Genomic DNA, 26,136 nt, shown 5'->3' on the forward strand with positions numbered 1-26,136 from the left:
TCGGGATTTCCCCATGCGGGTATTAATCGCGACTGACGCCTGGCATCCCCAGGTTAACGGTGTGGTCCGCACGCTGACCTCGCTGGCGAATGCCGCCAACGCCCTCGACGTCGAGATCGATTTCCTGACGCCGGACGGCTTTCCGTCCTGGCCGCTGCCGACCTATCCGGGGCTGCGCATCGCGCTGCCGAGCGGAAAGGAGATCGCGCGACGGATCGAGAAGGCCGCGCCGGACGCGCTCCACATCGCGACCGAAGGTCCGATCGGCTGGGCGGCGCGCGCCTATTGCCGCCGCAACCGGCTTGCCTTCACAACGTCCTACACGACGCGCTTTCCCGAATACGTCTCGGTGCGGACCGGGATCCCCGCCGCCGTCGGTTATGCCGTGCTGCGCCACTTCCATGATGCCGCCGCGATGACGATGGTGGCGACGCCCTCGCTGCGGCAGGAGCTCTCCGAACGCGGCTTCAAGCGGCTCGGCTTCTGGACGCGCGGCGTCAACACCGAGCTGTTTCATCCCGATCATCCGGCACGGCTCGATCTGCCGGGGCCGATCTTCATGACCATGGGCCGGGTTGCGGTGGAGAAGAATCTCGAAGCGTTTCTCTCGCTCGATCTGCCCGGCACCAAGGTGGTCGTGGGCGACGGCCCGCAGAAGGCGGCGCTCCAGAAGAAATATCCGGAGGTGGTGTTCCTCGGCGAGAAGAAGGGCGCGGATCTCACTGCGCATCTCGCCGCCGCCGACGTGTTCGTGTTTCCGAGCCTGACCGATACGTTTGGCGTGGTGCAGCTGGAGGCGCTGGCCTGCGGCACGCCGGTTGCGGCGTTTCCCGTGACGGGTCCCAAGGACGTGATCGCCGATCATCCGATCGGCGCGATCGACCACGATTTGCGTACCGCGTGCCTGCGCGCGCTCACCATGTCGCGCGAGACCTGCCGCAACTTCGCGCTGGAGCGTTCCTGGGAAAACAGCGCGCGCCAGTTCGTCGGCAATCTCACCTCACTTCAGCCCAGCCGCGTCCTGCGCGCCTCGCCTCGCATGGCGCGGCGGCCGGTGCGCGGTTGATCCCAACGTCTGACCACAGCGAGAACCTCATCGATGGCTAAGATCATGAACCTTGACGGCACCCAGCAGCTCGATCTCACCCGTGGCACGGTCGAGCAGGCCTATGACCGCTGGGCGCCCGTCTACGATCTCGTGTTCGGCGGTGTGTTCGCCAAGGGCCGGCAGGCGGCGATCGCGGCCACCAATAAGATCGGCGGCCGCGTGCTCGAGGTCGGCGTCGGCACCGGCATCTCGCTGCCGCTCTATGCACCGAACCTGCGCATCTTCGGCACCGACATCTCGGAAGCGATGCTCGACAAGGCGCGCCAGCGCGTCACCGAAGGTAACCTGAAGAACGTCGAAGGCCTCGCGGTGATGGACGCCGAGAAGCTCGAATTCCCCGACAATTCCTTCGACGTCGTGATGGCGCAATATGTCGTCACCGCCGTGCCGAACCCCGAGAAGGCGCTCGACGAATTCGCCCGCGTGCTGCGGCCCGGCGGCGAGCTGATCATCCTCACCCGCGTCAGCGCCGATGCCGGCATGCGCCGCTTCATCGAGCAGAAGCTGCAGCCGGTGGTGCGTCCGCTCGGCTTCCGCACCGCCGAGTTCGCCTGGTCGCGCTATGCGAAGTGGCTGGCCGGCGCCCACGGCATCGAGCTCGCCGAGCGCCGCCTGATTCCGCCGCTCGGCCATTTCTCGCTGGTGCGCTTCCGCAAGGTCGACGTCGCGAAGGCGGCGTGAGCTGAAGCTCACGCGTCGCGTGCGTCACCGCGCCGCTGCACATCGTCACATGACAAAATGATGATGTCACACGGCCTACATCGAATCCCTGTAATCCCATACCCGAAAGCATTTTGGGGGAGAGCATGATCAAGAATTATCTCGAGCAGCTGCGGATCCAGCGCTGGGACGACCATCGCTACTATCACCACAGCCGCATCAATCAGAGCCTGCACTTCATCAGCGCGCTGAGCTTTCTCTTTGCCTATGTCTGGCTGTTCATCGATCCCGTGGTCTCCGCGCTGGTCGGCTGGCTGGTCTCGATGACCTCGCGCCAGGCCGGTCACTTCTTCTTCGAGCCGCACGGCTACGACCACATCAACCAGGCCACCCACGAGCACAAGGAAGAGATCAAGGTCGGCTACAACCTGCAGCGCAAGGTGGTGCTGATGACGATCTGGGCGGCCTCGCCGCTGGTGCTGTTCGTCGATCCGACGCTGTTCGGCCTGTTCACGCCCTGGGCGAGCGCGACCGACTTCATGCGGCAGGTCGCCAAGATCTGGCTCGTGGTCGGCGGCGGCGGTCTGTTGTTCCGCACCGTGCACCTGTTCTTCATCCGCGACGTCGAAACCGGCCTCGTCTGGATGACCAAGATCCTGACCGATCCCTTCCACGATCTGATGCTCTATCGCAGCGCGCCGCTCGCCCTGATGCGCGGCGAGCTGATGGACCCCGGCCTGCACCTCAACCCCGAGCACACGCTGGGCCTCATCGGCGAGCCCACGCTCGAAGAGCAGCACGCCTGAGCGCGCTGGTCTCACTGAGTACTCCGATGTCTGATGGTTACGTCATGCCCGGGCTTGTCCCGGGCATCCACGTCTTGGGGGCTCTTTCGCCTCTCCCCGCGTGCGGTCGGACAATCGCATATGGTGCACACAATGCAGCGGCATCGGCGGTGGGCTCCCTCTCCCGCTTGCGGGGGAGGGCTGGGGTGGGGGTGTCTCCGCGTCGGAATTGTCGGGGATTACTGAGGATGTCCCTGTGCGGCAAGAACCCTCACCCGCCGCGCGCGGGACGATGCTTTCGCATCGCCCGGGGCGCGTCGGCCTCTCCCGCAAGCGGGAGAGGCCGAGCAAGCCCGCGCAGTGTGGCTTCAGCGCCCGAAGCGCTTGGCCAGCATCTCTTTCAAGATCTGCCGCTTGATGTTCTTGTTGGTCAGCACGCCATCGTGCCACCAGAAGCCGTCCGCCTTCATCTTCTGCGCCGCGCGGACGAAGCGCTCGGCGACTTCGCCGAAGTCGGCGTCGGTGTAGTTGAGGCTGAAGATCAGCCGGCCGGTGCCGATCCAGCTCAGCGCCAAGCCTTCGGCGCGCAGATAATATTGCAGCATCCAGTTGTAGCGGGACGGCGTGGTGTATTTCACCGTCCAGATCGACGAGAAGTTGGCGAACCGCACCGGCAAGCCGGCGTCGGTCATCATCTGGTTGAGTTTTTGCGCGCGGCCGTTCCAGGTCGCGTCCAGCCCGTCATAGATGGCGCGGAAATTCGGGGAGGCGAGGCGGCTCAAAAACTCGTCCATCGCCGTCATGACGTAGGGATGCGAATTGAAGGTGCCGCGGGCGAAGCAGATGTCGGCGGGGCGGTCGTCGTTGAAGCGGCGCATCAATTCCTTCTTGCCGCAGACCACGCCGACCGGCAGGCCTCCAGCGAGGCTCTTGCCGTAGGTCACCATGTCGGCCTTGACGCCGAAATACTCCTGCGCGCCGCCGGCGGCGAGACGGAAGCCGACGAAGACTTCGTCGAAGATGAGCACGATGCCGCGCTCGGTGCAGACCTCGCGCAGCCTCGCGAGCCATTCGGTGTAGGCCGCGCGGTCAAAATGGCCGCCGCGGGAGCTGTCGACCAGCGAGGAATCGCCGGGCGCGTTGCCGTTCGGATGCAGCCCCTGCAGCGGGTTGACCAGCACGCAGGCGATGTCCTTGCGCGTGCGCAGCACGTGCAGCGTCTTCTCCGACATCTCGGCGAGGGTGTAGGTCTCGTGCGCGGCAATGGGGTTGCCGACGCCAGGCTGCACGTCGCCCCACCAGCCATGATAGGCGCCGGCGAAGCGAACCAGATGCGTGCGCCTGGTGTGGTAGCGCGCCAGCCGCACCGCCTGCATCACGGCCTCGGTGCCGGACATGTGGAACGAGACTTCGTCGAGGCCGGAGATCTGGCACAGACGCTGCACGTTCTCGAGGATGACGGGATGGTAGGGGCCGAGCACGGGACCGAGCGCATGCGCGCGCTTCTCGGCGCCCTCGATGCACTCCTTGTAGAAGTCGTTGCCGAAGATGTTGACGCCGTAGGAGCCGGTGAGGTCGTAGGAGGTGTTGCCGTCGACATCGGTGACGGTGACGCCGCTGGACGACTCCATGAAGGTCGAGGTGCCCAGATGCTCGCGGACGAGACGCGAGAACTGGAACGGCACGCGGTAGCTCTCGGTGAAGTTCAGGTCGGAGATCGTTTCCGCCGCTTCCTTCGTCATCGCGCGACCCCTGGGGTAGCGCTCGGCGTAAAGCTTGGCGAGGCGGAAGAAGGCGTCCTTACGCTGCGCCACCACGCTATCAGGCGCGCCGTCGCAGCCGAAATATTTGTCGCCCTCGAATTCGTAGAACGGGAGCAGCTTTGCCACCCGGCGCGACATCTTGGAGTGCCCGGCGAGCGACCGGTGCTTGGCGCGGGACAGTTCGACCCGCGCCTTGATCTTCGGGAGGACGGCGGCAGCAGACGCTGCGGCGGCCACGGACATCGAGAGAATCGGGAGTGTCGTTTCCATGACAACAAGCGCTAATACTGTGAGCTGACAGATTCATGACAGTCAAAGCCCTCATCGCCTCTTTCACCCAGCAGGAAGACCTCAACTTCCTGTTGACCAACCGCATCCCCCGCGCCGCGCTGACCCGCTTCATGGGCTGGTTCTCCAAGATCGAGAATCCGCTTGTGCGGGACTTCTCGATCGCTCTGTGGAAGCTGTTCTCCGACCTCGATCTGTCGGAGGCGCGCAAGACTCATTTCAAGAGCCTGCACGACTGCTTCACCCGGGAGCTCAAGCCGGGCCTGCGGCCTTTTGATCCCGACCCCTCCATTGTCGCCAGCCCCTCCGACGGAATCGTCGGCGCCCACGGGAAGATCGCCGACACCGAGCTGTTTCAGGTCAAGGGCGCGCCCTATTCGCTGCTCGACCTGCTCGGCGATTCCGCGCTGGTCGACCAGCACCGCAACGGCTCCTTCGTCACGCTGCGTCTGACCTCGAGCATGTATCACCGCTTCCATGCACCCTATGACGCGCATATCGAGCGCGTCACGCTGATCCACGGCGATGTCTGGAACGTCAACCCGATCGCCTTGAAGCGGGTCGAGCGCCTGTTCTGCAAGAACGAGCGCGCGGTGATCCGGACGCACCTTTCGACCGGCGAGGCCGTGACGCTGGTGCCGGTTGCCGCGATCCTGGTCGCGAGCATCCGCCTGCACTTCCTCGACATGGTGCTGAACGCGCAGACCCGCGGCCCGGTCAATTTCCCCTGTGACGTCAAGGTGGCCAAGGGCGAGGAGCTCGGCTGGTTCGAGCACGGCTCGACCATTATCATCCTCGCGCCCGGCGATTTTACCTTCTGCGACGGCATCGTCGAGGGCACGCGCATTCGCGCCGGCCAAGCGCTGCTCAGAAGAAAGTAGCCTTCAATCCGCCGTCCCCGCCGCCTATATCCTCGGCGGGGACGACGATAATGGATGCGAGCGATGGCGCGGGCGCCGGTGATGGCGGCGGGTGGTATTGTGCTGCGGCGTGGCGCGCCGCCGCTGGTTGCGGTCGTGCGCCAGCGCAAGCGCAACGAATGGGTTTTGCCCAAGGGCAAGCTCGACGACGGCGAAACGCCGAAACAGGCGGCGCACCGCGAGGTGCTCGAGGAAACCGGGCACGACGTCGCTATCCATGAATTCCTCGGCACGCTCGTCTACCAGTCCGGCGGGCGTTCCAAGGTCGTGCATTTCTGGCGCATGGAAGCTGACGGCGGTCCCGTCCGCAAGCTGATGAACGACATCAAGGCGGTCGACTGGCTGCCGCTTGACGACGCGCTTGCGCGCCTGTCGCGCGAATACGAGCGCGCCTTCCTGACCCAGATCGGACCGATCGCGCTTGCGGCAGCGGGGCTGGCGTCCGCGCCCGAACCGACGCCGACGCTCGCGGCGGACGATATCGATGCAACGCTGCAGACTTTGACACCGGCTGAAGCCGCATCTGTCGACGAGCTGCGACATGGTCTGCTGCAGAAGGTGAAGGCCTGGCTGCGCGGCGAGGCGTGAGTTGTCTTCACCTCGCCCCGCTTGCGGGGAGAGGTCGGATTGCATCGTAGATGCAATCCGGGTGAGGGGGACTCTCCGCGAGTCTCACTGCCACTATTTCTGCCGAAGCAGCCCCTCACCCCAGGCGAGGGAGCGCACCGAGCGCGCACATGCACGCCGAACTTTACCGCCGCTCCTTCTCCTTCGGTGGCGGCGCCGGCTTGCGCGGCGCTGCGGGGCGTTGCGCGGCAGGGAGGCGCTGCTGGAAGCCGCCGGGTCGCTGCATGCCCGGCGGTTGGACTGCGGGCGGCTGGCCCGGCTGCATGCCGGTGCGCGGCAACTGCGGCTGCGGATGAGTCCCGCCCGGCTGTGACGGCATGACTCCTCCGGGCTGAATCTGCCCACCACGCTGCGGCTGTGTTTGCGGCGTGCCGTTCGGCGGGATGGCCTGCCCGGGGCGCGTTGGACGTCCGGCGCCTTGCTGCTCGCCGCGCTGCGGCTGGCCTTGTTGCTGCCGTCCTCGCGGCTGTTGCCCCTGGCCCGCACGCGGCGTGCCCGGTTGCACGGCGCCGCCTTGTTGTCCCTGGCCTTGTTGTCCCTGGCCCTGCCGTTGCGGCGGCTGGGTGCCTTGCCGGCCCGGCGTGCCCGGCTGCTGCTGACCCGGACGGTTGTTCTGGCCGGGTTGGCTGTTCGGCCGCTGCAGCTGTTGGCTCGGCGCGGTCGCCGGCCGCAATTGCTGTTGCTGCGGCGGCTGGACCGGCCGCGGAATGCGGCTGAGCGCGGCCGGATTGGCGCGGCGGAAGTCGCGCTGCTCGGTGACGATCTGGCGGCCCGTGGTTTGCGCCAGATGCACCTGGCCGACGAAGCCGCGGTCGCGCGCGATCTGCTGCGCCGGAATCGTGATCGGTACCGCGGCGAAGCGCATGATTCCGGCAGTGGCCGCGCCGGGCCGGATCGCAAAGCCGCTCGCGCCTTGCGTCAGCGCGCCGAGCCGCGTGCCGCTGCTGCGGTCGTCGACGTCGATGTGGCCGACGCGGCCGTCGGCATCGGGATAGAGCTTGATGTTGACGTTGCGCGCGCTGCTCGCTGCCGCGCCTTCAGGCACGTCGACGACGCCCGTGGTGCCGCGGATGCCGAGCGTCGCGGTCGGTGTCGTGATCTTCATGTCGCCGGTCTTCGCCACGGCAGCCGCGACGAAGGCGACCGTGCCCTTGCCGACGTCGAAGATCGCGGAGTTCTGCTTGCCGCCATCCTCGTAAACGTAATTGTCGATGGTGATTTTGGCGGCGGCGGAGAGGTTGAACGTGGTCGCGTCGTTGAACGTGATGCCGAGCGAGGAGTTCGACGAGGTCTGCACGACGTCGTTGAGATAGATGTCGTCGCGCACGCGCAGCGGATAGGAATTCTTGTCGCGGATCACGGTCGCGATCCCCGTGACGGTCGCAACGTTGCCGATCGGCTCGACGGTGGCGGGTTGTGCGTCCGCGGCCGGTGTCGGCGAGGCCGAGGGCGTCGGGGAGGGGGCGGGTGCCGGCTGAGCTTGTGGCTGCGCCTGCGCGAGCTCGATTGTCTCGGATGCACGAGCCACGCTGGTGCCTGCCAGCGGCAAAGCCGGCAGCATGAGCGCGAACACGAAGCGGCGCCAAGCCAGCATTGATGTCACGAAGAAGTCCCGGTGAGAACGCGAGGCGAGATCGGTTGATATCAGCCGGGGAGACCTGAATGGCGGATGAACATGTGTGGAGGGGGAGAGGCGAGCGTTCAAATGGGGCGCGATGCTAGCTTGGGACCAAACCTCTACACACCGTCATGGCCGCGCTTGTCCCGGCCATCCACGCCTTGACGCGTGGCACTGAGAACGTGGATGCCCGGGACAAGCCCGGGCATGACGAAGATGTGTGCGTGTCGCGCGAAATCCCGGGTCGATGCCTCGCATCGCCCGGGATGACGGAGATGATGTCAGCTCACGCGCTTCCAGGTCTGTCCGCCGCAGAACATGCCGCCGAAGGCGCAGCCCTGCACGCGCATCGCATTCGGACCCTTCATCGCGATGGTCGAGTCGTAATTGCGGCCGGAGTCGGGATCGTGGATGCGGCCGCTCCACTTCGAGCCCTCTGGCTTCATGTTGATCAGGATGCGCTCATTGGTCTTCTCGGCATAGCCGCAGAGATTGGCGCCGCACTGCTCGACGCGAACGTTGCCCTTGTTCTCCTCCGTTGCCCAGACGCCGATCGGCGTGTTGGCGACCACCACAGGCGCGGCGGCCACAGGGGCCGGAGCGGGCGCCGGAGCAATCGCGACCGGCGCGGGTGCGGGAGCAGGAGCCGCGACGGGCGCCGGCTGTGTATTGGCGTCAAAGCCGACCGACGGCGCGGCAGCAACCGTCGCGGCCGGCGCGGCGGGAGCCGTGACGGCGGGCGCGGCCGGCGCGGTCGCCTGCACCGGCTGCTGCTGCACCGGAGCCGGCGCGGGCTGCGCAGTCGTCGTGCTTGGCGTGGTGTCGTCATCGTCCTTGGAGCCGCCAAGGCCCTTCAGATTGATGTTGTTCAGCTTGATCGGCTTGTCCGACAGGCCCGGCGCAACGATGGTCACGCAGTTGAGCGAGGCGCAGTTGCGCGGTGTCTCGATGCGGATGTGCTGGCCTTCGATCTGGAACGAGATCGTGTTGCCGCCGGCATGGGCGGCGGCGGTCGACGCCAGGAAGAGCGCGGTGGCGGCGATGGTGAGCTTGTTCATGACAACCTCCGAAAATGGCGTGGTCCCGATGGACCGAAGTCGCTGGTGGATGAAGCGTGGTTCGACCCTACGCCGGACTGGCCGGGCGTTCCGTGATGGACGTCACAACGGTGGCGCGCCGCTGGGTGAGGCGGCGCACATTCAGCGGCCACGCCGCTGCGTAAGCTCGTGGTGGCACTCAGGGAGGTGTGGATGAAACGGCTTGCGACTTCGCTTGGCACCTTGATCGCACTGATGGCGATCACGCCCGCGGCCGTGGCCGGTTCCTATTCCTTCTCGATCGGCGGTCACCGGTTCCATGTCGAGTCGCCGCGCAATTGCCGGTCGGCTTCTTGTGTGTCGGTGTCCAGCCGCAGCCTTCGATCGACAGACGATGTCAACACGACATCAGCCGCGCCGCCTGCGGCCGCTCCGCTGCCGCCGGCCTATCCCGCAGCTCCGGTCCGACCGGCGCAAGCAACCGTCGTCGTGCCGCCACCGGCGCCGACCGGCCCTGTTGTCGCCGCGACGACGTCGCAGCCCGTTGTCCTGCCGCCGCCAAGGGTCGAGACGCCGACGCTGGCCGCGCCGGGCCTCAATCCGCCGCGAGTCGACCTGCCCCGAACGGATCCGCTGAAGATCGTTACGATCGATCCGCCGCGCATGCAGCCCCCGCCCTTCCCGAGTCCCGAGATCAAGCAGACCGCAACGGTCGCACAGCGCAGCGACGATGAGCCGGCCTATATGCCACTGGGCGAATGGGAGAGCCCCGGCGCCAAGGGCACGGTTCGCATCGAACGCTGTGGCCCTGCATTGTGCGGTTACGCGCTGACGGAGGCGTCGAGCCGCGGCGAGAGCGTGCTCGTCAACATGAAGCCGAAGTCGCACGACGTCTGGACCGGCAACATCTACAGCCGCTCCAGCGGCAACACCTATTACGCGACCATGACGCTGAAGAGCTCCGGCCGGCTCCACGTCGAAGCCTGCGCGCTCGGCCGCTTCTGGTGCTCCGGCAACGACTGGACCCGGATCGAGGCTCGGCGAGAGCAACTGATCACGACATCGCGGCAATGGAGCGCGCGGTCGTAGTTTTTCTCCCCCTCTCCCCTTGCGGGAGGGGGGGACGAAGAGCGTGTATCGGAGCGATAAGCCGCTAGATCATGCCGAGCACGATGGCGCCGACGAAGGCCATGGCGAGGTATGCGGTGACAACGCTCAGTTTCCCGGCGAACGTCATGAGGTCGCTCCCTCTATGCGCGCCGCTTTGCGCGCGGGCATCATGGTTAACAGAGAGTCTCCTTGCGAAAAAGTCAGCCTTGCTGTCGCTCAGTCCTGCCGGCGTCCCGGGCGCGCGTGGGCCGGTATGGTTAAAGAACTCTGAAATCAACGTGTTGAAGAGTCTTTAAGTAAATTCACCGAACGTGCGTGCATGACGCGCGGAGTTCGTTTGTATCTCGTCGGCTCCATCGTCCTTGTTTCGCTAGCGGGTTGCGGACGCGGCTTCTTCCAGGCCGAGCGCGAACCGTGGCGGGCCGAGGCCGAAGCCGCTTGCCTGAAATCGGGCGCGGTGAAAGAGGGGCCGGATCTCGTCCGCATCGATCCGATCTCCGGGCCCGGCATGTGCGGCGCCGAGTTTCCGCTCAAGGTCGCCGCCATCGGCGAAGCCTCGAGCAGCTACGGCTTTGCCGACGAGGAGCTGCGCCCGCCGGGCAGCATCGGCGGCCAGCCGCGCTGGCCGGTGTCGCAGCCGCGATCGAATTACCCGCAGAGCCAGAATTATCCGGCATCGTCCTATCAGCAACGGTCGAACTATTCCGAAAGCGCGGTGCGCCAACCCTCCGGCTATGGCGCCTCGACCGGGCCGGTGTCGCTGAACGCGCCCGGCGTGGCGGCGCAGGAGGACGAGATCGACCTGCCGCCCGATGGCACCGATGCCGCGGGCGCCGCACGTTACATGAATTCGCCGAGCTATCCGGCGCGGCCGGCACCTTACTCGCAGGCGCCTGCGCAACAGCCCCCGCCGCGTCTTGGCCCGGCGCAGGGCAATCCCGTCACGGCCGTCGGTCCGGTCGCGATCAAGCCGACCGCGACGCTCGCCTGTCCGATCGTGTCCGAGCTCGACCGCTGGCTCGCCGACACCGTGCAGCCTTCGGCGATGCGCTGGTTCGGCGTCCGCGTCGCAGAGATCAAGCAGATCTCCGCCTATTCCTGCCGCGGCATGAACGGCAATCCGCATTCTCACATCTCCGAACATGCCTTCGGCAACGCGCTCGACATTGCCGCCTTCGTGCTCGCCGACGGCCGCCGCGTCACCGTGAAGGACGGCTGGCGCGGCATGCCGGAGGAGCAGGGGTTTCTACGCGACGTGCAGTCGGGCGCCTGCGCGCATTTCACCACGGTGCTCGCGCCGGGATCGAACGTCTATCATTACGATCACATCCACGTCGATCTGATGCGCCGCGCCAGTCGACGCCTGATCTGCCAGCCCGCCGCCGTCTCCGGCGAAGAGGTGGCTTCGCGCGCGCAGTCGCGCCGCCCCTATGCCAACGCGCACGATCCCTCCGTGACCGGCTCGCTCGGCCGCAAGAGCACTGCGCAAAAGCGCGGCAAGGAAGAAGACGACTACGCCGACGATTAGGCGCGGATTTCCCCAGGTGCCAGGAAGATCGGGGCGTCGCTCTACGACGCCAGAAGGTCATTTCGAGGTCGGCTTCGACGCTGCGGGGACCAGCCCCATGCACAGCTGCACCTCGCCCGGGACATTGTAGGTGCGCATGATATGGCGGCTGTCGCGCAGGCCGGTCGCCTCACGCTGCACCACGAACATCCAGAGCGCCTGGCCGGCTTCCGCCACCAGCTTGCGCCTGGCCGGTTGCATCGAGGCCGGCAGTTCCGAGAGCGCGTGGGCGGCGTCGAACTCGCGCAAGCGGGTTAGCGCCTGTTCGAGTGTGCGGCCCATCCGTCCAAGCGCCGAGGCCTGCTCCTGGACGATCTCGTAATGGAGGATATCGACGGGCGGGCGAAGATCACGGGACATGACCGCAAATATAGTGCCGCCTGACGGGCCTGCGCAACGCGCAGCTACTTCGCCTTGTACGCCGCCATGAACATTCGCGTCGCACTGTCGACGACCTCGGTCATGCGCTGTTCCGACGGCGCGGGCGCGGCCTGGAACACGAAGGGCAGGAAGAGTGACGCCTTGCACAGCTCCATGAATTGCGAGGCGGCAAGGTTGCAATCGTCGATCTTGAGATGGCCGGAGGTGACATGGGCTTTGAGATAGTCGGAGAGGCGGTTGATGGACTTGTCCAGCACCCGCGCATAATAGCGGCGGCCGACATCGGGCATGCGCTCGGCGATCGCCATCACGGTGCGGATCGCCGATCCGCCGCCGGGCCGGCAGAGCAGGTGGATGTAGGCCCGGCCGAACTCCTTCAGTGTGGTCTCGGCATCGCGCGCGGGATCAAAATTGAACACGACCTGGCCGTGCTGGAGCGCCTCCTGCTCGAGGATGGCTTCGAACAGCGCGCATTTGTCGGCGAAGTAGACGTAGAGCGTGCCCTTGGAGACCTGCGCTGCGCGCGCGATCTCGCCCATGCTGGCGCCGTCGAAGCCGAGATCCATGAATACCTTGCGGGCGCCGTCCAGGATCTGGCGACGTTTGGAGCCGTCCTCCTCTTGGATGACGTGCAGATGATCGCGGCCGGCTACAACCATTGGTTCAGGGTCTCGGCAGGTTTTTGAGTCGGGTCTGCGGCCATGAAACCCGAATAAAGGATTCTCGTCAGTAGGGTCCGGCCGGGAATATTATGTATATTGACCGAACCGTTCGGTCAATGGTATTTGGATCAGCGAGAGGGAACAGGCCGCACGCCGGCTGTGTCTTTGATCGCGCTTTTTTGGGGAGGCCTTTATGGCCGTATCGAGAGACCAGGCTGCGCGCGTCCTTCGCCAGGAAGCGGTGGAAGAGCACGCGGACGGTGATGCTGCGATCGAGAACGCTGCACCCCTTGCCGAGCAATTGCGCTCTCACGTGGCCGAGGAAGCCAGGCGCCGCACCGCCGAGGCGCCGGAGAAGCCCGTGACCGACAAGCCGGTTGCACCTGCGCCGGAGGCACCCGCCGCCGGCGCTCCCAAATCCGGCAAGCGCAAATTCGTCCTGATGGGCGTCGGCCTCGTGCTGGCGCTCGCGGCCGCGAGCTATGCCGGCTACTACACGCTGGTCGGCCGCTTCTACATCTCCACCGATGACGCCTATGTCCGCGCCAACAACACCATGCTGGGCGCGCGCGTCTCCGGCCACATCGCTTCGATCGTCGCCGGAGACAACACGACCGTGAAAGCGGGCGACGTCGTGCTCCGCATCGACGATGGTGACTACAAGATCGCGGTCGATGCCGCCGCGACCAGGATCGCGACCCAGCAGGCCACCATCGATCGCATCGGCCGCCAGGTCGCCGCGCTCGACAGCCAGGTGGCGCAGGCCAAGGCGCAACTCGTCTCGGCGGAGGCCGGCCTCAAGCGGGCCGATCTCGACTATGAGCGCCAGCAGGCCCTGAGCAACAAGGGGTTTGCCTCGCGCGCCACCTTCGAGAGCTCGGAAGCCGGACGCGACCAGGGTGCCGCTGCGGTCAAGGCCGCGCAGGCCGCCTACGACGTTGCAATCAGCAATGTCGATGTCGCCAAGGCGCAGCAGGCCGAAGCGCAGGCCCAGCTCGCCGAGCTCAAGACTACGCTCGCCAAGGCCGAGCGCGACCTCGGCTTCACCGCGGTGCGCGCGCCGGTCGACGGCACGTTCTCCAATCGCCTGGTCAACACCGGCGACTTCGTGGCGGTCGGCCAGCGCCTCGGCAACATCGTGCCGCTGGATGACGTCTATATCGACGCCAATTTCAAGGAAACGCAGCTCAAGCGCATCCGTGCCGGCCAGTCGGTGACGATCAAGGTCGATGCCTACGGCATGCGCAAGTTCTCCGGTGTCGTCGACAGCATCGCGGCGGGCGCGGGCTCGGTGTTCACGCTGCTGCCGCCCGACAATGCGACCGGCAACTTCACCAAGATCGTGCAGCGCGTGCCGGTCCGCATCCGCGTGCCGAAGTCGGTGGCGAAGCAGAACCTGCTCCGCGCTGGCATGTCGGTCTATGCGACCGTCGACACCAACAAGGGCGCGGCCGACGCCGACAGCGAGGTCGACCTCGACGATCCCACCGCGATCCATCCGCAGTAGCCACAGCCTCAGCGCTGCGAGGTCGGGCCATGGCCAACGCCACCACTGCTTCACCTGCCATGATGGCGAACCCCGCTTCGGAGCGCATCGCGCCGAAGCGGCTGTTCGCGTTCATCATCATGGTGTTCGGGATGTTCATGTCGATCCTGGACATCCAGATCGTCTCGGCCTCCCTCAGCGAAATCCAGGCCGGATTGTCAGCGAGCTCCAGCGAAGTCTCCTGGGTTCAGACCGCCTATCTGATCGCCGAGGTCATCGCGATCCCGCTGTCGGGCTTCCTGTCGCGCGCCTTCGGCACGCGGCTGTTGTTCGCGATCTCGGCGGCCGGCTTCACCGCCTCGAGCCTGCTCTGCGGGTTTGCCACCACCATCGAGGAGATGATCCTCTGGCGCGCGCTGCAAGGATTTCTCGGCGCCGGCATGATCCCGACGGTGTTCGCCTCGGCCTATACCGTTTTTCCGCGCTCCAAATTCCACATCGTCGGCCCCATCATCGGCCTGGTCGCGACGCTGGCGCCCACGATCGGACCGACGGTCGGCGGCTACATCACCGACCTGATGTCGTGGAACTGGCTGTTCTTCATCAACGTCGTGCCCGGCATCGGCATCACCCTGGGCGTGCTGGCGCTGGTCGATTTCGACGAACCGCATTTCGAGCTGCTCGACCGCTTCGACTGGTGGGGCCTCTTGTTCATGGCCGGCTTCCTCGGCACGCTGGAATACGTGCTGGAGGAGGGTCCGCAATATGAATGGATGCAGGATACGTCGGTCGCGATCTGCGCCTGGATCTGCGCGATCTCGGCGATCGCCTTCTTCTGGCGCGTCTTCACGGCGGCCGAGCCGATCGTCAACCTGCGCACTTTCTCCAATCGCAATTTCGCGATCGGCTGCGTGCTGCAGTTCTGCATCGGCATCGGCCTCTACGGCCTGACCTACATCTATCCGCGCTATCTCGCCGAAGTGCGCGGCTACAGCGCGCTGATGATCGGCGAGACCATGTTCGTCTCCGGCATCACCATGTTCCTGGTCGCGCCGCTGGTCGGCCGCCTCATGGTGAAGGTCGACATGCGCTACATGATCGCGTTCGGCCTCGTCGTGTTCGCGATCGGCTCCTACCAGATGACGTGGATCACGCGCGACTACGATTTCTACGAGCTGCTGGTGCCGCAGATCCTGCGCGGCGTCGGCATGATGTTCGCGATGGTGCCCACCAACAACATCGCGCTCGGCACGCTGGCGCCGGACAGGGTGAAGAACGCCTCGGGCCTGTTCAACCTGATGCGCAACCTCGGCGGCGCGGTCGGCCTCGCCGTCATCAACACCGTGCTCAACGACCGCACCGATCTGCACATCACCCGCCTCCAGGAGCGCGTGACCTGGGGCAATGCGACCGCGACCGAAACCCTGACCATGTTCATGCAGAAATTTCAGGGGCTCGGCGATTCCACGCTGATGGCGATGAAGCAGCTCTCCCAGCTCGTGCACCGCCAGGCCGTGGTGATGAGCTTCGGCGATGCCTTCTTCGTGCTGACGCTGTTCTATCTCGGCCTCACCCTGCTGGTGACGCTGCTGAACAAGCCGGCCTCGCTGACCGGCGGCGGCGACGCGCATTGATGCGAGCTCCGCGCTCGGTGTCATCGTCCGCGCAGGCGGACGATCCAGTATTCCACCAGCTTTAGTGTGATGCGGACGGGCCGCGGCGTACTGGATGCCCGCCTGCGCGGGGCATGACCGCGGAGGGTGAGGTGCTGGCCCCCGCACCAAATTGCAACACTCATCCGTGATCTCGCGCGAGCCCCGTTGCAAGTCGCGAACGACACATCTATAAAGCGCACCTCATTCAATCGAACCGGGAGGGATTTGCATGATTTCGTCGCATTCGCAGATCGTACGCCCGCGCTCGATGATGGTCTGGTTCGGTATGTACGCGGCCTGTTAGAGGCCTCCTCCGCCAGTTTCGATTGGGCCAAGTTTTCGACCAAGCGTCCCGATCGCTTTCTTTCCCAAGTCAAAGCCAACTTTAAGTGACGCCCGTCCGGCTCTCGTGGCCGGTTCGCGTCCATCGATGGAGCCGGCCCGCGCGAAGCGGCCGGATGATGTCATGACCGCTCTCTCAAAAAAGCCCGCGGCGATACGCCTGGTGCTGCCCTTCGTGTTCCGGCACTGGCTGAAGCAGCCGGGACGGGGGCTGATCGTGGCCGGCGGCCTCTTGGGTGCGACCATCGCCGACCTGTTCATGCCGGTCTTCTCGGGCCGGCTGGTCGATGCGCTGACGCGCGGCCCGTCCGATCCCGATGCGCGGCATGCCGCCCTGGTTGCCTTCGGCGCCATCGTGGCGCTGGGCGCGGCCTCCGTGGTACTGCGGCTGGCCGGCCTGCAGGCGATCGTGCCCTTCACGCTCAAGACCATGTCGGACGTCGCGCAGGAGGCCTTCATCCGTGTGCAGCGCTTCTCCACCGACTGGCACGCAAACTCCTTCGCGGGCTCGACCGTGCGCAAGATCACGCGCGGCATGTGGGCGCTCGACCTGCTCAACGACACCATCCTGATGGCGCTAGCGCCCTCGCTGCTGGTGTTGATCGGCTCGATGGTCCTGATCGGGATGCACTGGGTCTCGCTCGGCGTGGTGATCGCGGTCGGCGCGTTCTTCTACGTCACCATCACCGTCGTGTTCTCGACGCGCTACATCGCGCCGGCCGCGCGAGTCTCCAATGCCTGGGACACCAAGGTCGGCGGCACGCTTGCGGATGCCCTGACCTGCAATGCTGTGGTGAAGTCGTTCGGCGCGGAAGCGCGCGAGGATTCCCGGCTCGCTCGCGTCATCAACCGCTGGCGGGTGCGGGTGCGGCGGACCTGGCTGCGCTACAACTACACGGCCATGGCGCAGCTCTCGCTGCTGCTCTGCCTCCGCACGTCCGTGATCGGCGGCGCGGTGCTGTTGTGGATGTCGGGACATGCCTCGCCTGGCGACGTGACTTATGTGCTGACCAGCTACTACATCATCCACGCCTATTTGCGTGACGTCGGCATGCACATCAACAACCTCCAGCGCTCGGTCAACGACATGGACGAGTTGGTGGCGATTCATGCAGAGCCTATCGGCATCGCCGATGCGGCCGATGCCCGGCCGATCGCGATCGAGGGCGGCGAGATCGTGTTCGACGACGTCACGTTCCACTATGGCGGCCATCGCGCGCCGCTCTATGACGGGCTGTCGGTGACGATCCGGGCCGGCGAGCGGGTCGGCCTCGTCGGACGCTCCGGGTCGGGCAAGACCACTTTCGTCAAGCTGGTGCAGCGGCTCTACGACGTCACCGGCGGCCGCGTGCTGATCGACGGGCAGGACATCGCGCTGGCGACGCAGCAATCGCTGCGCAGCCAGATCGCGATCGTGCAGCAGGACCCGATCCTGTTTCACCGCTCGCTCGCCGAGAACATCGCCTACGGCCGGCCCGGCGCCAGCCTCGAGGCGATCGAGCAGGCGGCGCGGCTTGCCAACGCGCACGATTTCATCCTGCGCCTGCCGAAGGGCTACGGCGCGCTGGTCGGCGAGCGCGGCGTGAAACTGTCGGGCGGCGAGCGGCAGCGCGTGGCGCTGGCGCGCGCGTTCCTGGCGGACGCGCCGGTGCTGATCCTGGACGAGGCGACCTCGAGCCTCGATTCGGAATCGGAGGCGCTGATCCAGGAGGCGATGGAGCGGTTGATGAAGGGCCGCACCTCGATCGTGATCGCGCACCGGCTGTCGACGGTGCGCAGCCTCGATCGCATCCTGGTGTTCGACCGCGGCGAGATCGTCGAGCAGGGCACCCACGCCACGCTCGCGGCCAGACCCGGCGGCATCTATCGCGGCTTGTTCGAGCGCCAGGTGGTGGAGCTCGGGCATATCGCTGCAGCGGAGTGAGGCAGCGCGACTGCGGACGAAAGTCCCGCAGTCGCGCCGCCAAGGAATGCGTCAAGGATGGAATGACATGAAAGACCTGACGAACGGCTCCATCGTGAGACACATCCTGGCCATGACGCCGCCGATCATGGCCGGCATGATCTCGATCATGATCTGCCAACTGGTCGATCTGTACTTCGTGTCGGGCCTGGGCGATGCCGCCGTGGCGGGCGTCGCCGCGGCCGGCAATGTTGGCTTTCTCGTCAACGGGATGATGCAGGTGCTCGGTGTCGGCGCGGGGGCCCTGATCGCACATGCCGTGGGACGCAAGGACCGGCCGGATGCGAACCTGATCTTCAATCAGGCGATCGTGCTGTCGGTGCTGTTCGGACTGTTGACCCTGGCCGCAGGTGCCGCGCTGTCGCGCGCATACATGCGTTCGATCGCCGCGGATCAAGCCACGATCGAGGCGGGGACTACCTATCTGCTGTGGTTCATGCCGGCGCTCGCCTTGCAGTTCGCGACCCAAGTCATGGGCGCCGCGCTGCGCGCGACCGGCATCATACGTCCGACCATGCTGGTGCAGGCGGTTGCCGTGGCCATCAACATCGCGCTGGCGCCGGTGCTGATCTCGGGCTGGGGCACCGGCCATGCGCTCGGCGTCGCCGGCGCGGGGCTGGCGAGCTCGATCGCGGTCGCCATCGGCGCCCTGATGCTGCTGGCGTATTTCCGCAAGGTCGAGCGCTATGTCGCCTTCCATCCGGCGCAGTGGCGTCCGCAGCCGCACCATTTGAAGCGGATCCTCAATGTCGGACTGCCGGCCGGTGGCGAGTTCGCGATGATGTTCATCTTCATGGCGGTGGTCTATTACGTGCTGCGCGATTTCGGCGCGGCTGCGCAGGCCGGCTTTGGCATCGGGCAGCGCGTGCTCGGCCTGATCAACATGCCGGCGCTTGCGGTCGGGTTGGCGGCCGGGCCGATCGCCGGCCAGAACGTCGGCGCAGCCAACGCTGCGCGTGTGCGGGAAACTTTCGTCAAGGCCGCTTTGATCGTCACGATCATGATGACCGGCTTCATGACCCTTGCGCAAGTGAAGCCGGAGCTGCTGCTCGCCGGATTCTCGAACGACCGCGAGACCATGGAGATCGCTTACCTGTTCCTGCGGATCATCTCGCTCAACATGATCGCACAGGGCCTGATCTTCACCTGCTCGAGCATGTTTCAGGCCCTTGGCAACACCAGGCCGGTGCTTTTGAGCTCGGCGACGCGTGTGTTCACCTACTCGCTGCCGGCGATCTGGCTCTCGACGCGTCCGGGCTTCCGCATCGAGTACGTCTGGTACCTGTCGGTCGCGACGACAATGTTGCAGGCGGGCCTGAGCCTGTGGCTGCTGCGCCGGGAATTCAGGAAGCGCCTGACTTCGGCGCCGGACAAGACGGCCCCGGTGCAGGAGAGCGCCGAACCCATTGCGCCTCTCGCCCGCGAGCCTGCGTAACGGCAGCTTGTTCCATCCCGGCTGCTCCGGCTAACTTGCCGGTCGGCGGGGATGGTGGGCTGCAGAAGGGCCAATGACCGGAGTGACGAACGAGCAGCGGGCGGCATCATGGCTCGCCGCGATCTGGGCGGCGCGCTATCGCACGCCGGCCCGCTTCGTCGGGCTGATCGTGCTGCTGCTGCCGTGGACAACGACCGGGCTGACCTTTGCGCTCATGCCCTGGCTGATCGCGTTCGCGTTCGTCGATCTGCGCGCATTTCCGCGTTCGCTGCTTCGCCCGATCTGCCTGCTGCCGATCGCACTGGTCGCGCTCGCCGCCGTTGGCACGCTCTGGTCGGATGCGCCATGGCCGGAACGCCTTCATGCGATCGGACCGTCGGCGAAGCTGCTGGTCATTCCGCTCCTGATCTACCAGTTCGAGCGTTGGCCGTACGGCCATTGGGTGTTTTCCGCCTTCCTGGCGTCCTGCGCGGCCTTGATGCTCTATTCCTTCGCCGTCGCCATGGACCCCGCACTCTCGCTGAAGCTCTATCTGTCGCGCGGGCCCTACAAGGTCGAAAGCGGGATCGCGGTGCGCAACTATATCGACCAGAGCCAGGAGTTCACGCTCTGTGCGCTCGCGCTGGTCTATCCGATCGTGATGCTGCTCCGCCAAGGCCGCGTTCGGATCGCCGCGCTGTTTGCGGCGCTCGCGATCGGATTTCTCGCCAACATGATCTTCGTCGTGGTGTCGCGCACGGCGCTCGTGACGCTGCCGATCCTGGTGATGGTGTTCGCGCTCCTGCATCTGCGCCGGCGCGCGGCGCTGCTTGTTGCGGGCACGATGGCGCTGTCGGCCGTGCTGCTCGTTGGCGTGTCGCCGCATCTGCGCATGACGGTTGCGAAATTTCAGGCCGACTATGAGACGAGCGTGCTGGATGGTCAGGTCAGCGGCATGGGCTCACGGCTGGAATATTGGCGGAAGTCGCTGGGCTTCATTGCCGATGCGCCGCTGGTCGGTCACGGCACCGGCGCGATCCGCGGCCTGTTTGAAAGTGCGGCTGCGGTTGCGGAGAGCGATCCGCTGCGTGGCGAGATCGTCAGCAACCCGCACAATCAGACCCTCAGCGTGGCCGTGCAGTGGGGCGTCGTCGGTGTCCTGATCCTCTACGCGCTCTGGTTTGTGCATCTCTCGCTGTTTCGCGGCGAGGGGCTGGCCTGCTGGATCGGCCTGCTGGTCGTGGTGCAGAACATGCTGACCTCGCTGCTCAACACGCATTTGTTCGACTTCACGCCGGGCTGGATCTATGTGCTCGGCGTTGGTGTCGCCGGCGGCATGGCGCTCGCGAAGAGGGCGTGAGGGCTAGAGCGCGCCGAGACTGTTGCAGACGAGGGTCAGGCCCGACAGGAACAACAGGCCAAGCACGACATCGCCAAAATGCTTGTCGTTCAGGGCGTGATAGACGCGCGCGCCGGCCCAGGCGCCGATCAAGGTGCCCGGAAACGCAACCAGCGCCAGCCAGACCACTTTGAGCTCGACGAGACCCGATGCGGTCTGCAGCGCCAGTGCGGCTGCGAGCACCGTGAAATTGAAGAGCTGGAAGATGCCGCGCCGCTCATGCTTGTTCCAGCCGCGGATGTTGGCCCACAGGATCGGCAGCGGCCCGGACAAGCCGGCGAGGCCGCCGAGAATGCCGCCGGCGAATCCGATCGCGCCGTCGGCGAGGCGGCCGCCGAATTTGATCGCGAGCGGCCTCTTGTTCAGATAGAGCGCGCTCGAGAAGATCAGAATTAAAACGCCGACGCTCAGCTTGAACACTTTTGGATCGGCGGAGGCGATCAGCATGGTGCCGAGCGGCACGCCGATGAGACCGCCGATCAGGAACGGCCAGACCAGCGAGAGGTCGAAGCTCTTCCACATCGAGGGCAGCGTCGAGGTCTGCGCGATCACGGAGCAGATCAGCACCAGCGGCACCGCGAGCGAGGGCGGCAGCACGTAGAGCCAGATGCCGAGCGCCATCAGCGCCGTGCCGAACCCGGCCAGGCCCGAGACGAAGCCGCCGGCCAATGCGCCGAGCAGCAGCAGCGCGTAGGTGAGCGTTTCCAACAGAATCTCCTCGTCGCCGGGCGATCCCGAACAGTTGATCGTCATCGTCCGCATAACACGCTTGCGGCCGTGCAGGTCAATCCATGCTGCACGCAAGCGTGATCTGCGGCATCGGGCTTTCGCGGAAGACGCGCCTACATGACGGTCGTACTTTAATCCCGGGGCACCCCGCCGCGATCATGCTCGCTGAATCGGCCAGTCCCGAACGAGATGACGGAGAATGACCATGACCCGTACCAACATCGCCGTTGCGGCTGCATTGTTGTCGGCAGCGGCAATGATGCCGACATTTGCCCAGGCTCAGTTCTCCGAGCCTGCGGCCTATCAGGCCGCTCATCCTGATCGCGATGTGCTGAATGGTGGCCGGCTCACGCCTGCGGCGCAGGCGGCCCGTGGCGAGGCAGTGGCACCGAGCGAGGCCTATGCGGCTTATCCGTCAGGTGCGACCCCGGCCGTTCGTCCTCGCCACCGCCGTCACCACCGGTAAGAAGAATCTAGACGATCTGTCTGGTGTCGGCGGGCTTCTGCAGCGCGCCGACCAGGATGCGCAGCGCTTCCGTCAGTTCAGATCTGTTTCGTGCCGCCCCCAGCGAGACGCGTGCCGCATGCGGCGGTGTCCCATCGACCGTGAAGGCATCGCCGGCGACGATCGCCAGTCCATTCCGCAACAGATGCGCCGCGACGTCGGGCCGGCCCTCGGGCAGCCGCAACCACAGATGATGCGCCGCAGGCTTGGCCAGGAACTGGAAGCCCTTCAGCGCGCGCTGCGCGAGCTGCTGACGGCCGACCGCCTCGTTGCGGATGGCGGTGATGATGCGATCGGCTACGCCGCTTTCGATCCAATGCGTCACCAGCGCGACCATCAGCGGCGCCGGCATCTGTACGGTCGCCTGCAAGCATGTCCGCATCTCCCGCTGCGCGTCGTTGTCGGGCGTCACCAGATAGGCAACGCGCAGCGCCGGGGCGATGCATTTCGACAGCGTGGTCGCAAGGTAAGTCCGTTCCGGAATGAGGCTCGCGATCGGCGATGCCGAGCGGTCGAGCAGGCCATAGGCGTCGTCTTCGATCAGGATCGTGTCGGTATCGCGGATGATCTTTGCGATCGCACTGCGCCGTTCGGCTGAAAGCGTCGCGGTGGTCGGATTGTGCAGCGTCGGAATGAGATAGACGGCCTTGGGCCGGTGCGCGCGGCAAGCCTTTGCCAGCGCATCGGGCAGGATGCCGCCGTCATCCATGGCGACGCCGACGAGCTTGATGCCGAGCCGCGCTGCTGCGGCCTTGATGCCGGGGAATGTCAGCGCCTCCGTCAGCACGATATCGCCAGGCCTCGTAAGGTGCGCGAGCACGTTGAACAGGATCGTCTGCGCGCCGGGAAAGATCACGAGCTTGTCGGCATGTGCGTGCGGCACCCGTGCGCGCATCCAGCGCGCGGCGACCTCGCGCTCATGCGCGCTGCCGCCGGGCGGCTGGTAATTGAGATACGCCGTCAGGCCCGATTGCGCGCGGATCGCTTCCATGCCGGCGACGATGCGCTCGTCGAGCTGCGCCTCCAGCGGATGTGGCGGCACGTTCATCGACAGATCGATCGCGACGGGATGCGGCAGGTCGATCGCGCGGCGCGCGCTGGTTTCCGACACGAACGAGCCCTGTCCGACCCGCGCCTCCATGATGCCGCGTCGCCGCGCCTCGGTGTAGGCGCGCGTCACCGTGGTGAGGTCGACGTCGAGCGCCTTTGCCAGCGCGCGCTGCGTCGGCAATTGCTGGCCGCGCACCAGCCGACCGGCGGCGATGTCGGCTTCCATGGCCTCGACGATGCGCTGATAGCGCGGCCCTGATAGCTCCGAGATTGTCGGGCTCCAATCCATGCAATTTAAGTCCATTTCCTTTGAATGTATGGATGCAAGATATTATTGTATGGATCGTCGAAACGGAAGAGGTGGGGTCATGGCGGCAGGTTCAGTCTCTCTGGCGAACGCGATGTGGCGCGGCTTTCGCGGCAAATGCCCGAACTGCGGCGAGGGCCATCTGTTCGGCCGTTTCCTGAAGGTCGCCGAGGCCTGCGATCATTGCGGCGAGGAGCTGTTCCACCAGCGTGCCGACGACTTCCCCGCCTATCTCGTGATCGTCGTGGTCGGCCATCTCGTGGTGCCGGCGATCCTGGCGGTCGAGACCGCCTATGCGCCGGCGGTCTGGCTTCAACTGGCGGTGTGGTTGCCGGTGACGCTGTTCGCTTCGCTGGCGTTGCTGCAGCCGACCAAGGGCGCCATCGTCGGGCTGCAATGGCAGGTCGGCATGCACGGATTTGAAGCGAGCAAGCAGCGGCGCGAAGCCATTGAGCTCGCGCCGGTGCTGGTGAAGGCGGACACGCGCGCGGCCTGAAGCGCGGCGGCGTTGAGGCGTTCCTGAAAATGGTGAGGGGTCCGATGCGGTCAGCATCGAACCCCTCGTTGCAAGATATCAGCCGACCTGTAAGCCGGGTTCTGTAAGGCACCGTCCGCTTGCGCGAACGATGCGTGACGGCCATTCCTCTGGGACCATGTTTGCACATGGCCTCGAGCAACCTACCCGGACGGCGGGCCTGACATCGCCCCGCGGCGTTATCGCTTTCGCGAACAGCCCGCTACGCCGTCCCTATTCGGTTTTGCTCCCGGTGGGGTTTGCCATGCCGGCTCCGTTGCCGGACCCGCGGTGCGCTCTTACCGCACCTTTTCACCCTTACTCCGCGAAGCCCGAAGGCGAAGCGGAGCGGTTCGTTCTCTGTGGCACTTTCCCTGGGGTCGCCCCCGCCGGACGTTATCCGGCACCGTATGTCAAGGGAGCCCGGACTTTCCTCCCCGGCGGCCTTTCGGCACCTGCCGGAGCGGCCGTCCGGCCGACTGACTGGTAACGCATGGGGCATTTGTGACGGTTTCGTCAAGCCGATATCGCGACCCACGATCCGCTCGAAATGATTTATCCTGAAGATGTCGTTTGGAGCGTGCCCCGTTCGACTGGATGTCGGCAACACAGCCGAACAACAGGAGTGAAGCGATGCAATATCTGCTGATGATCTACCAGAACGAGGCCGAGTACGCGAAGGTTGACACGGGAACCAGCCAGAAGATGTCGGCGGAGTATGAGGCCTTCACGCAATCCATCATCCGGAACGGCAATTTCAAGGCCGGCGATCGGCTACGGCCGACCACGACCGCGACGACGGTCCGTGTGCGCGACGGCAAGATGCTGACGACCGACGGACCGTTTGCGGAGACCCGCGAGCAGCTCGGCGGCTATTATCTGATCGAGGCCAAGGATCTGAACGCTGCGATCGAGATCGCGGCGCGCATTCCGAGCGCGCGGATCGGCTCGATCGAGGTGCGACCGATCTGGGTTTACGACAAGTGATGACGCAGTTGCGCGGCGACGCATGACACCTCACGAGATCGACAAGATCTTCCGCGACGAGGCGGGGCGGGCACTGGCCACGCTGATCCGCCTCGTCGGCGATTTCGATCTCGCCGAGGACGCACTTCAGGATGCCTTTGCCGTCGCGCTGGAACGCTGGGCGGTGTGCGAGGTCCCCGACAATCCACGGGCCTGGCTGGTCAGTGTCGCCAGGCACAAGGCGATCGATCGCGTCAGGCGCCAGGCTGTCTTCCGCGGCAAGCAGCAGGCGCTCGTGCACGAGATCGAGCTCAACGCGCAAACGGTCGACGAGCCGCCGACAACGCTCGACGACGACATGCTGCGGCTGATCTTCACCTGTTGCCATCCGGCCTTCGCGCCAGAAGTCCAGGTCGCGCTGACACTGCGCACCGTCTGCGGATTGTCGACCACGCAGGTCGCGCGCGCCTTTCTCGTCGGCGAGGAGGCAATGGCGCAGCGGCTGGTCCGCGCCAAGCAGAAGATCAGGCTCGCCGGCATCCCCTACGAGGTGCCCGAGCGCGACGCGCTGGCGCCGCGGCTCGATGGCGTGCTCGCCGTGATCTATCTCGTTTTCACTGAGGGCTATGTCGCGACCGAGGGGGCGGATCTGATGCGGCCCGATCTTGCGACTGAGGCGATCCGGCTCGGCCGCCTGCTTGATCGGCTGATGCCGGATCGCGGCGGCATCAAGGGCCTGCTGGCCCTGATGCTGCTGCACGATGCGCGCCGCGCCGGACGCGAGACCTCGGCCGGCGATATCGTGCTGCTCGAGGAGCAGGACCGCATGCTGTGGGATCGCGCGCAGATCGAGGAGGGCCTGCGTCTGGTCGAGGACGCGCTGCGCGTCCCCGGCCGGCCGCAGCCTTATGCTGTGCAGGCCGCGATCGCCGCGCTGCATGCGCGCGCGCCGAGCTTTGCGCAGACCGACTGGCCGCAGATCGCCGGGCTCTATGAGGTGTTGCTGCGCATCGGTCCCTCTCCGGTGATCGAGCTCAACCACGCTGCCGCGCTGTCGATGGTCGATGGGCCGGCACGTGCGCTCGATCTCGTAGATGCGATCAGCGCCCGAGGCGGGCTGCGCGGCTATGAGCTGTTGCCCGCCGTGCGCGCGGATCTGCTGCGGCGGTTGGGGCGGACGGAAGAGGCGCGCGAGGCGTATCGTGCCGCGGCGGGGGCGACACAGCTCGAGCCTCTGCGGCGGCTCTATGCGCGGCGGGTGCGGGAGATGGGGTAGGGGC

General features: G+C 65.9%; 24 protein-coding genes and 1 other RNA gene. 16 read left to right on the forward strand and 9 right to left on the reverse strand.

What is annotated here, in order from left to right; genetic code table 11:
• Positions 1-13: 13 nt before the first annotated feature.
• The 3 genes from AABA84_RS08985 (at position 14) to AABA84_RS08995 (ending at position 2,574) form a co-directional block, all read left to right on the forward strand.
• A complete protein-coding gene (locus AABA84_RS08985) occupies positions 14-1,066 on the forward strand; it encodes a glycosyltransferase family 4 protein (protein WP_338311908.1) in 1,053 nt (350 codons plus the stop codon).
• 33 nt (positions 1,067-1,099) lie between these two features.
• The gene (locus tag AABA84_RS08990) at positions 1,100-1,789 is read left to right on the forward strand and encodes a class I SAM-dependent methyltransferase (RefSeq protein ID WP_212250011.1); all 690 of its coding nucleotides are present in this window, start codon (positions 1,100-1,102) and stop codon (positions 1,787-1,789) included.
• A gap of 125 nt (positions 1,790-1,914) precedes the next feature.
• Positions 1,915-2,574, forward strand: coding sequence for a hypothetical protein (locus tag AABA84_RS08995; protein ID WP_338311909.1), 660 nt, complete (start codon positions 1,915-1,917; stop codon positions 2,572-2,574).
• A 347-nt stretch (positions 2,575-2,921) separates the two neighbouring features.
• Here the strand turns inward: AABA84_RS08995 and AABA84_RS09000 are convergent, their stop codons facing one another.
• Positions 2,922-4,586: an aminotransferase class III-fold pyridoxal phosphate-dependent enzyme gene (locus AABA84_RS09000; RefSeq protein WP_338311910.1), complete on the reverse strand. Its 1,665-nt coding sequence runs from the start codon at positions 4,584-4,586 to the stop codon at positions 2,922-2,924.
• Positions 4,587-4,621: 35 nt separating this feature from the next.
• Between AABA84_RS09000 and asd the strand changes: the two genes are divergently transcribed.
• Both asd and AABA84_RS09010 read left to right on the forward strand, forming a co-directional pair.
• Positions 4,622-5,485, forward strand: coding sequence for an archaetidylserine decarboxylase (gene asd / locus AABA84_RS09005; protein WP_338306175.1), 864 nt, complete (start codon positions 4,622-4,624; stop codon positions 5,483-5,485).
• A 63-nt stretch (positions 5,486-5,548) separates the two neighbouring features.
• Positions 5,549-6,112, forward strand: coding sequence for an NUDIX hydrolase (locus AABA84_RS09010; protein ID WP_338306176.1), 564 nt, complete (start codon positions 5,549-5,551; stop codon positions 6,110-6,112).
• A 163-nt stretch (positions 6,113-6,275) separates the two neighbouring features.
• Here AABA84_RS09010 and AABA84_RS09015 read toward each other — a convergent pair whose 3' ends face one another.
• Both AABA84_RS09015 and AABA84_RS09020 read right to left on the reverse strand, forming a co-directional pair.
• Positions 6,276-7,745 (reverse strand): FecR domain-containing protein, encoded by a 1,470-nt coding sequence (locus AABA84_RS09015; RefSeq protein ID WP_338312191.1) that lies wholly within the window; start codon positions 7,743-7,745, stop codon positions 6,276-6,278.
• Positions 7,746-8,050: 305 nt separating this feature from the next.
• A complete protein-coding gene (locus AABA84_RS09020; protein WP_338306178.1) occupies positions 8,051-8,827 on the reverse strand; it encodes a DUF2147 domain-containing protein in 777 nt (258 codons plus the stop codon).
• A gap of 192 nt (positions 8,828-9,019) precedes the next feature.
• Between AABA84_RS09020 and AABA84_RS09025 the strand changes: the two genes are divergently transcribed.
• Positions 9,020-9,895, forward strand: coding sequence for a DUF2147 domain-containing protein (locus AABA84_RS09025; protein ID WP_212249999.1), 876 nt, complete (start codon positions 9,020-9,022; stop codon positions 9,893-9,895).
• A 64-nt stretch (positions 9,896-9,959) separates the two neighbouring features.
• Here AABA84_RS09025 and AABA84_RS09030 read toward each other — a convergent pair whose 3' ends face one another.
• Entirely contained in the window at positions 9,960-10,193 is a 234-nt protein-coding gene (locus AABA84_RS09030; protein WP_212249997.1) for a hypothetical protein, read from the reverse strand.
• A gap of 42 nt (positions 10,194-10,235) precedes the next feature.
• Here AABA84_RS09030 and AABA84_RS09035 point away from each other — a divergent pair, with 42 nt between their 5' ends.
• Positions 10,236-11,444: an extensin family protein gene (locus AABA84_RS09035; RefSeq protein WP_338311911.1), complete on the forward strand. Its 1,209-nt coding sequence runs from the start codon at positions 10,236-10,238 to the stop codon at positions 11,442-11,444.
• A 57-nt stretch (positions 11,445-11,501) separates the two neighbouring features.
• Here AABA84_RS09035 and AABA84_RS09040 read toward each other — a convergent pair whose 3' ends face one another.
• A complete protein-coding gene (locus AABA84_RS09040; protein ID WP_338306182.1) occupies positions 11,502-11,843 on the reverse strand; it encodes a DUF6665 family protein in 342 nt (113 codons plus the stop codon).
• Positions 11,844-11,887: 44 nt separating this feature from the next.
• The gene (locus AABA84_RS09045) at positions 11,888-12,523 is read right to left on the reverse strand and encodes a TetR/AcrR family transcriptional regulator (protein WP_212249994.1); all 636 of its coding nucleotides are present in this window, start codon (positions 12,521-12,523) and stop codon (positions 11,888-11,890) included.
• A 196-nt stretch (positions 12,524-12,719) separates the two neighbouring features.
• On the opposite strand from AABA84_RS09045, the gene AABA84_RS09050 reads away from it, so the two are divergent.
• From AABA84_RS09050 to AABA84_RS09070, 5 genes are all read left to right on the forward strand, one after another.
• Entirely contained in the window at positions 12,720-14,033 is a 1,314-nt protein-coding gene (locus AABA84_RS09050) for an HlyD family secretion protein (RefSeq protein ID WP_212249993.1), read from the forward strand.
• Between the two features lie 29 nt (positions 14,034-14,062).
• Positions 14,063-15,646, forward strand: coding sequence for a DHA2 family efflux MFS transporter permease subunit (locus tag AABA84_RS09055; protein WP_212249992.1), 1,584 nt, complete (start codon positions 14,063-14,065; stop codon positions 15,644-15,646).
• A gap of 487 nt (positions 15,647-16,133) precedes the next feature.
• Positions 16,134-17,933 carry an ABC transporter ATP-binding protein gene (locus AABA84_RS09060; protein WP_338311912.1) on the forward strand — a complete coding sequence of 600 codons (1,800 nt, stop codon included), beginning with the start codon at positions 16,134-16,136 and terminating at the stop codon, positions 17,931-17,933.
• Between the two features lie 67 nt (positions 17,934-18,000).
• Entirely contained in the window at positions 18,001-19,407 is a 1,407-nt protein-coding gene (locus AABA84_RS09065; RefSeq protein WP_338311913.1) for an MATE family efflux transporter, read from the forward strand.
• A gap of 73 nt (positions 19,408-19,480) precedes the next feature.
• Positions 19,481-20,746, forward strand: a complete 1,266-nt coding sequence (locus AABA84_RS09070) for an O-antigen ligase family protein (protein ID WP_338311914.1) — start codon at positions 19,481-19,483, stop codon at positions 20,744-20,746.
• Between the two features lie 3 nt (positions 20,747-20,749).
• On the opposite strand, the gene AABA84_RS09075 is transcribed toward AABA84_RS09070, so the two are convergent.
• Positions 20,750-21,493, reverse strand: coding sequence for a sulfite exporter TauE/SafE family protein (locus tag AABA84_RS09075; protein ID WP_338306186.1), 744 nt, complete (start codon positions 21,491-21,493; stop codon positions 20,750-20,752).
• Between the two features lie 226 nt (positions 21,494-21,719).
• Between AABA84_RS09075 and AABA84_RS09080 the strand changes: the two genes are divergently transcribed.
• Complete coding sequence (locus AABA84_RS09080) at positions 21,720-21,980, forward strand: hypothetical protein (protein ID WP_338311915.1); 261 nt, start codon at positions 21,720-21,722, stop codon at positions 21,978-21,980.
• A gap of 7 nt (positions 21,981-21,987) precedes the next feature.
• Here the strand turns inward: AABA84_RS09080 and AABA84_RS09085 are convergent, their stop codons facing one another.
• Positions 21,988-23,358 (reverse strand): aminotransferase-like domain-containing protein, encoded by a 1,371-nt coding sequence (locus AABA84_RS09085; RefSeq protein WP_338311916.1) that lies wholly within the window; start codon positions 23,356-23,358, stop codon positions 21,988-21,990.
• Between the two features lie 49 nt (positions 23,359-23,407).
• Between AABA84_RS09085 and AABA84_RS09090 the strand changes: the two genes are divergently transcribed.
• Positions 23,408-23,872: a DUF983 domain-containing protein gene (locus AABA84_RS09090; RefSeq protein ID WP_212249985.1), complete on the forward strand. Its 465-nt coding sequence runs from the start codon at positions 23,408-23,410 to the stop codon at positions 23,870-23,872.
• Between the two features lie 74 nt (positions 23,873-23,946).
• Here AABA84_RS09090 and rnpB read toward each other — a convergent pair.
• Positions 23,947-24,373, reverse strand: an RNA gene (gene rnpB / locus AABA84_RS09095) — RNase P RNA component class A.
• A 150-nt stretch (positions 24,374-24,523) separates the two neighbouring features.
• Here rnpB and AABA84_RS09100 point away from each other — a divergent pair.
• Both AABA84_RS09100 and AABA84_RS09105 read left to right on the forward strand, forming a co-directional pair.
• A complete protein-coding gene (locus AABA84_RS09100) occupies positions 24,524-24,877 on the forward strand; it encodes a YciI family protein (protein WP_212249984.1) in 354 nt (117 codons plus the stop codon).
• A gap of 22 nt (positions 24,878-24,899) precedes the next feature.
• Positions 24,900-26,132 (forward strand): RNA polymerase sigma factor, encoded by a 1,233-nt coding sequence (locus AABA84_RS09105; protein ID WP_212249983.1) that lies wholly within the window; start codon positions 24,900-24,902, stop codon positions 26,130-26,132.
• Positions 26,133-26,136: the final 4 nt, after the last annotated feature.

It is taken from the genome of Bradyrhizobium sp. TM239, assembly GCF_036247985.1.
GTDB classification, from domain to species: Bacteria; Pseudomonadota; Alphaproteobacteria; order Rhizobiales; family Xanthobacteraceae; genus Bradyrhizobium; species Bradyrhizobium ottawaense.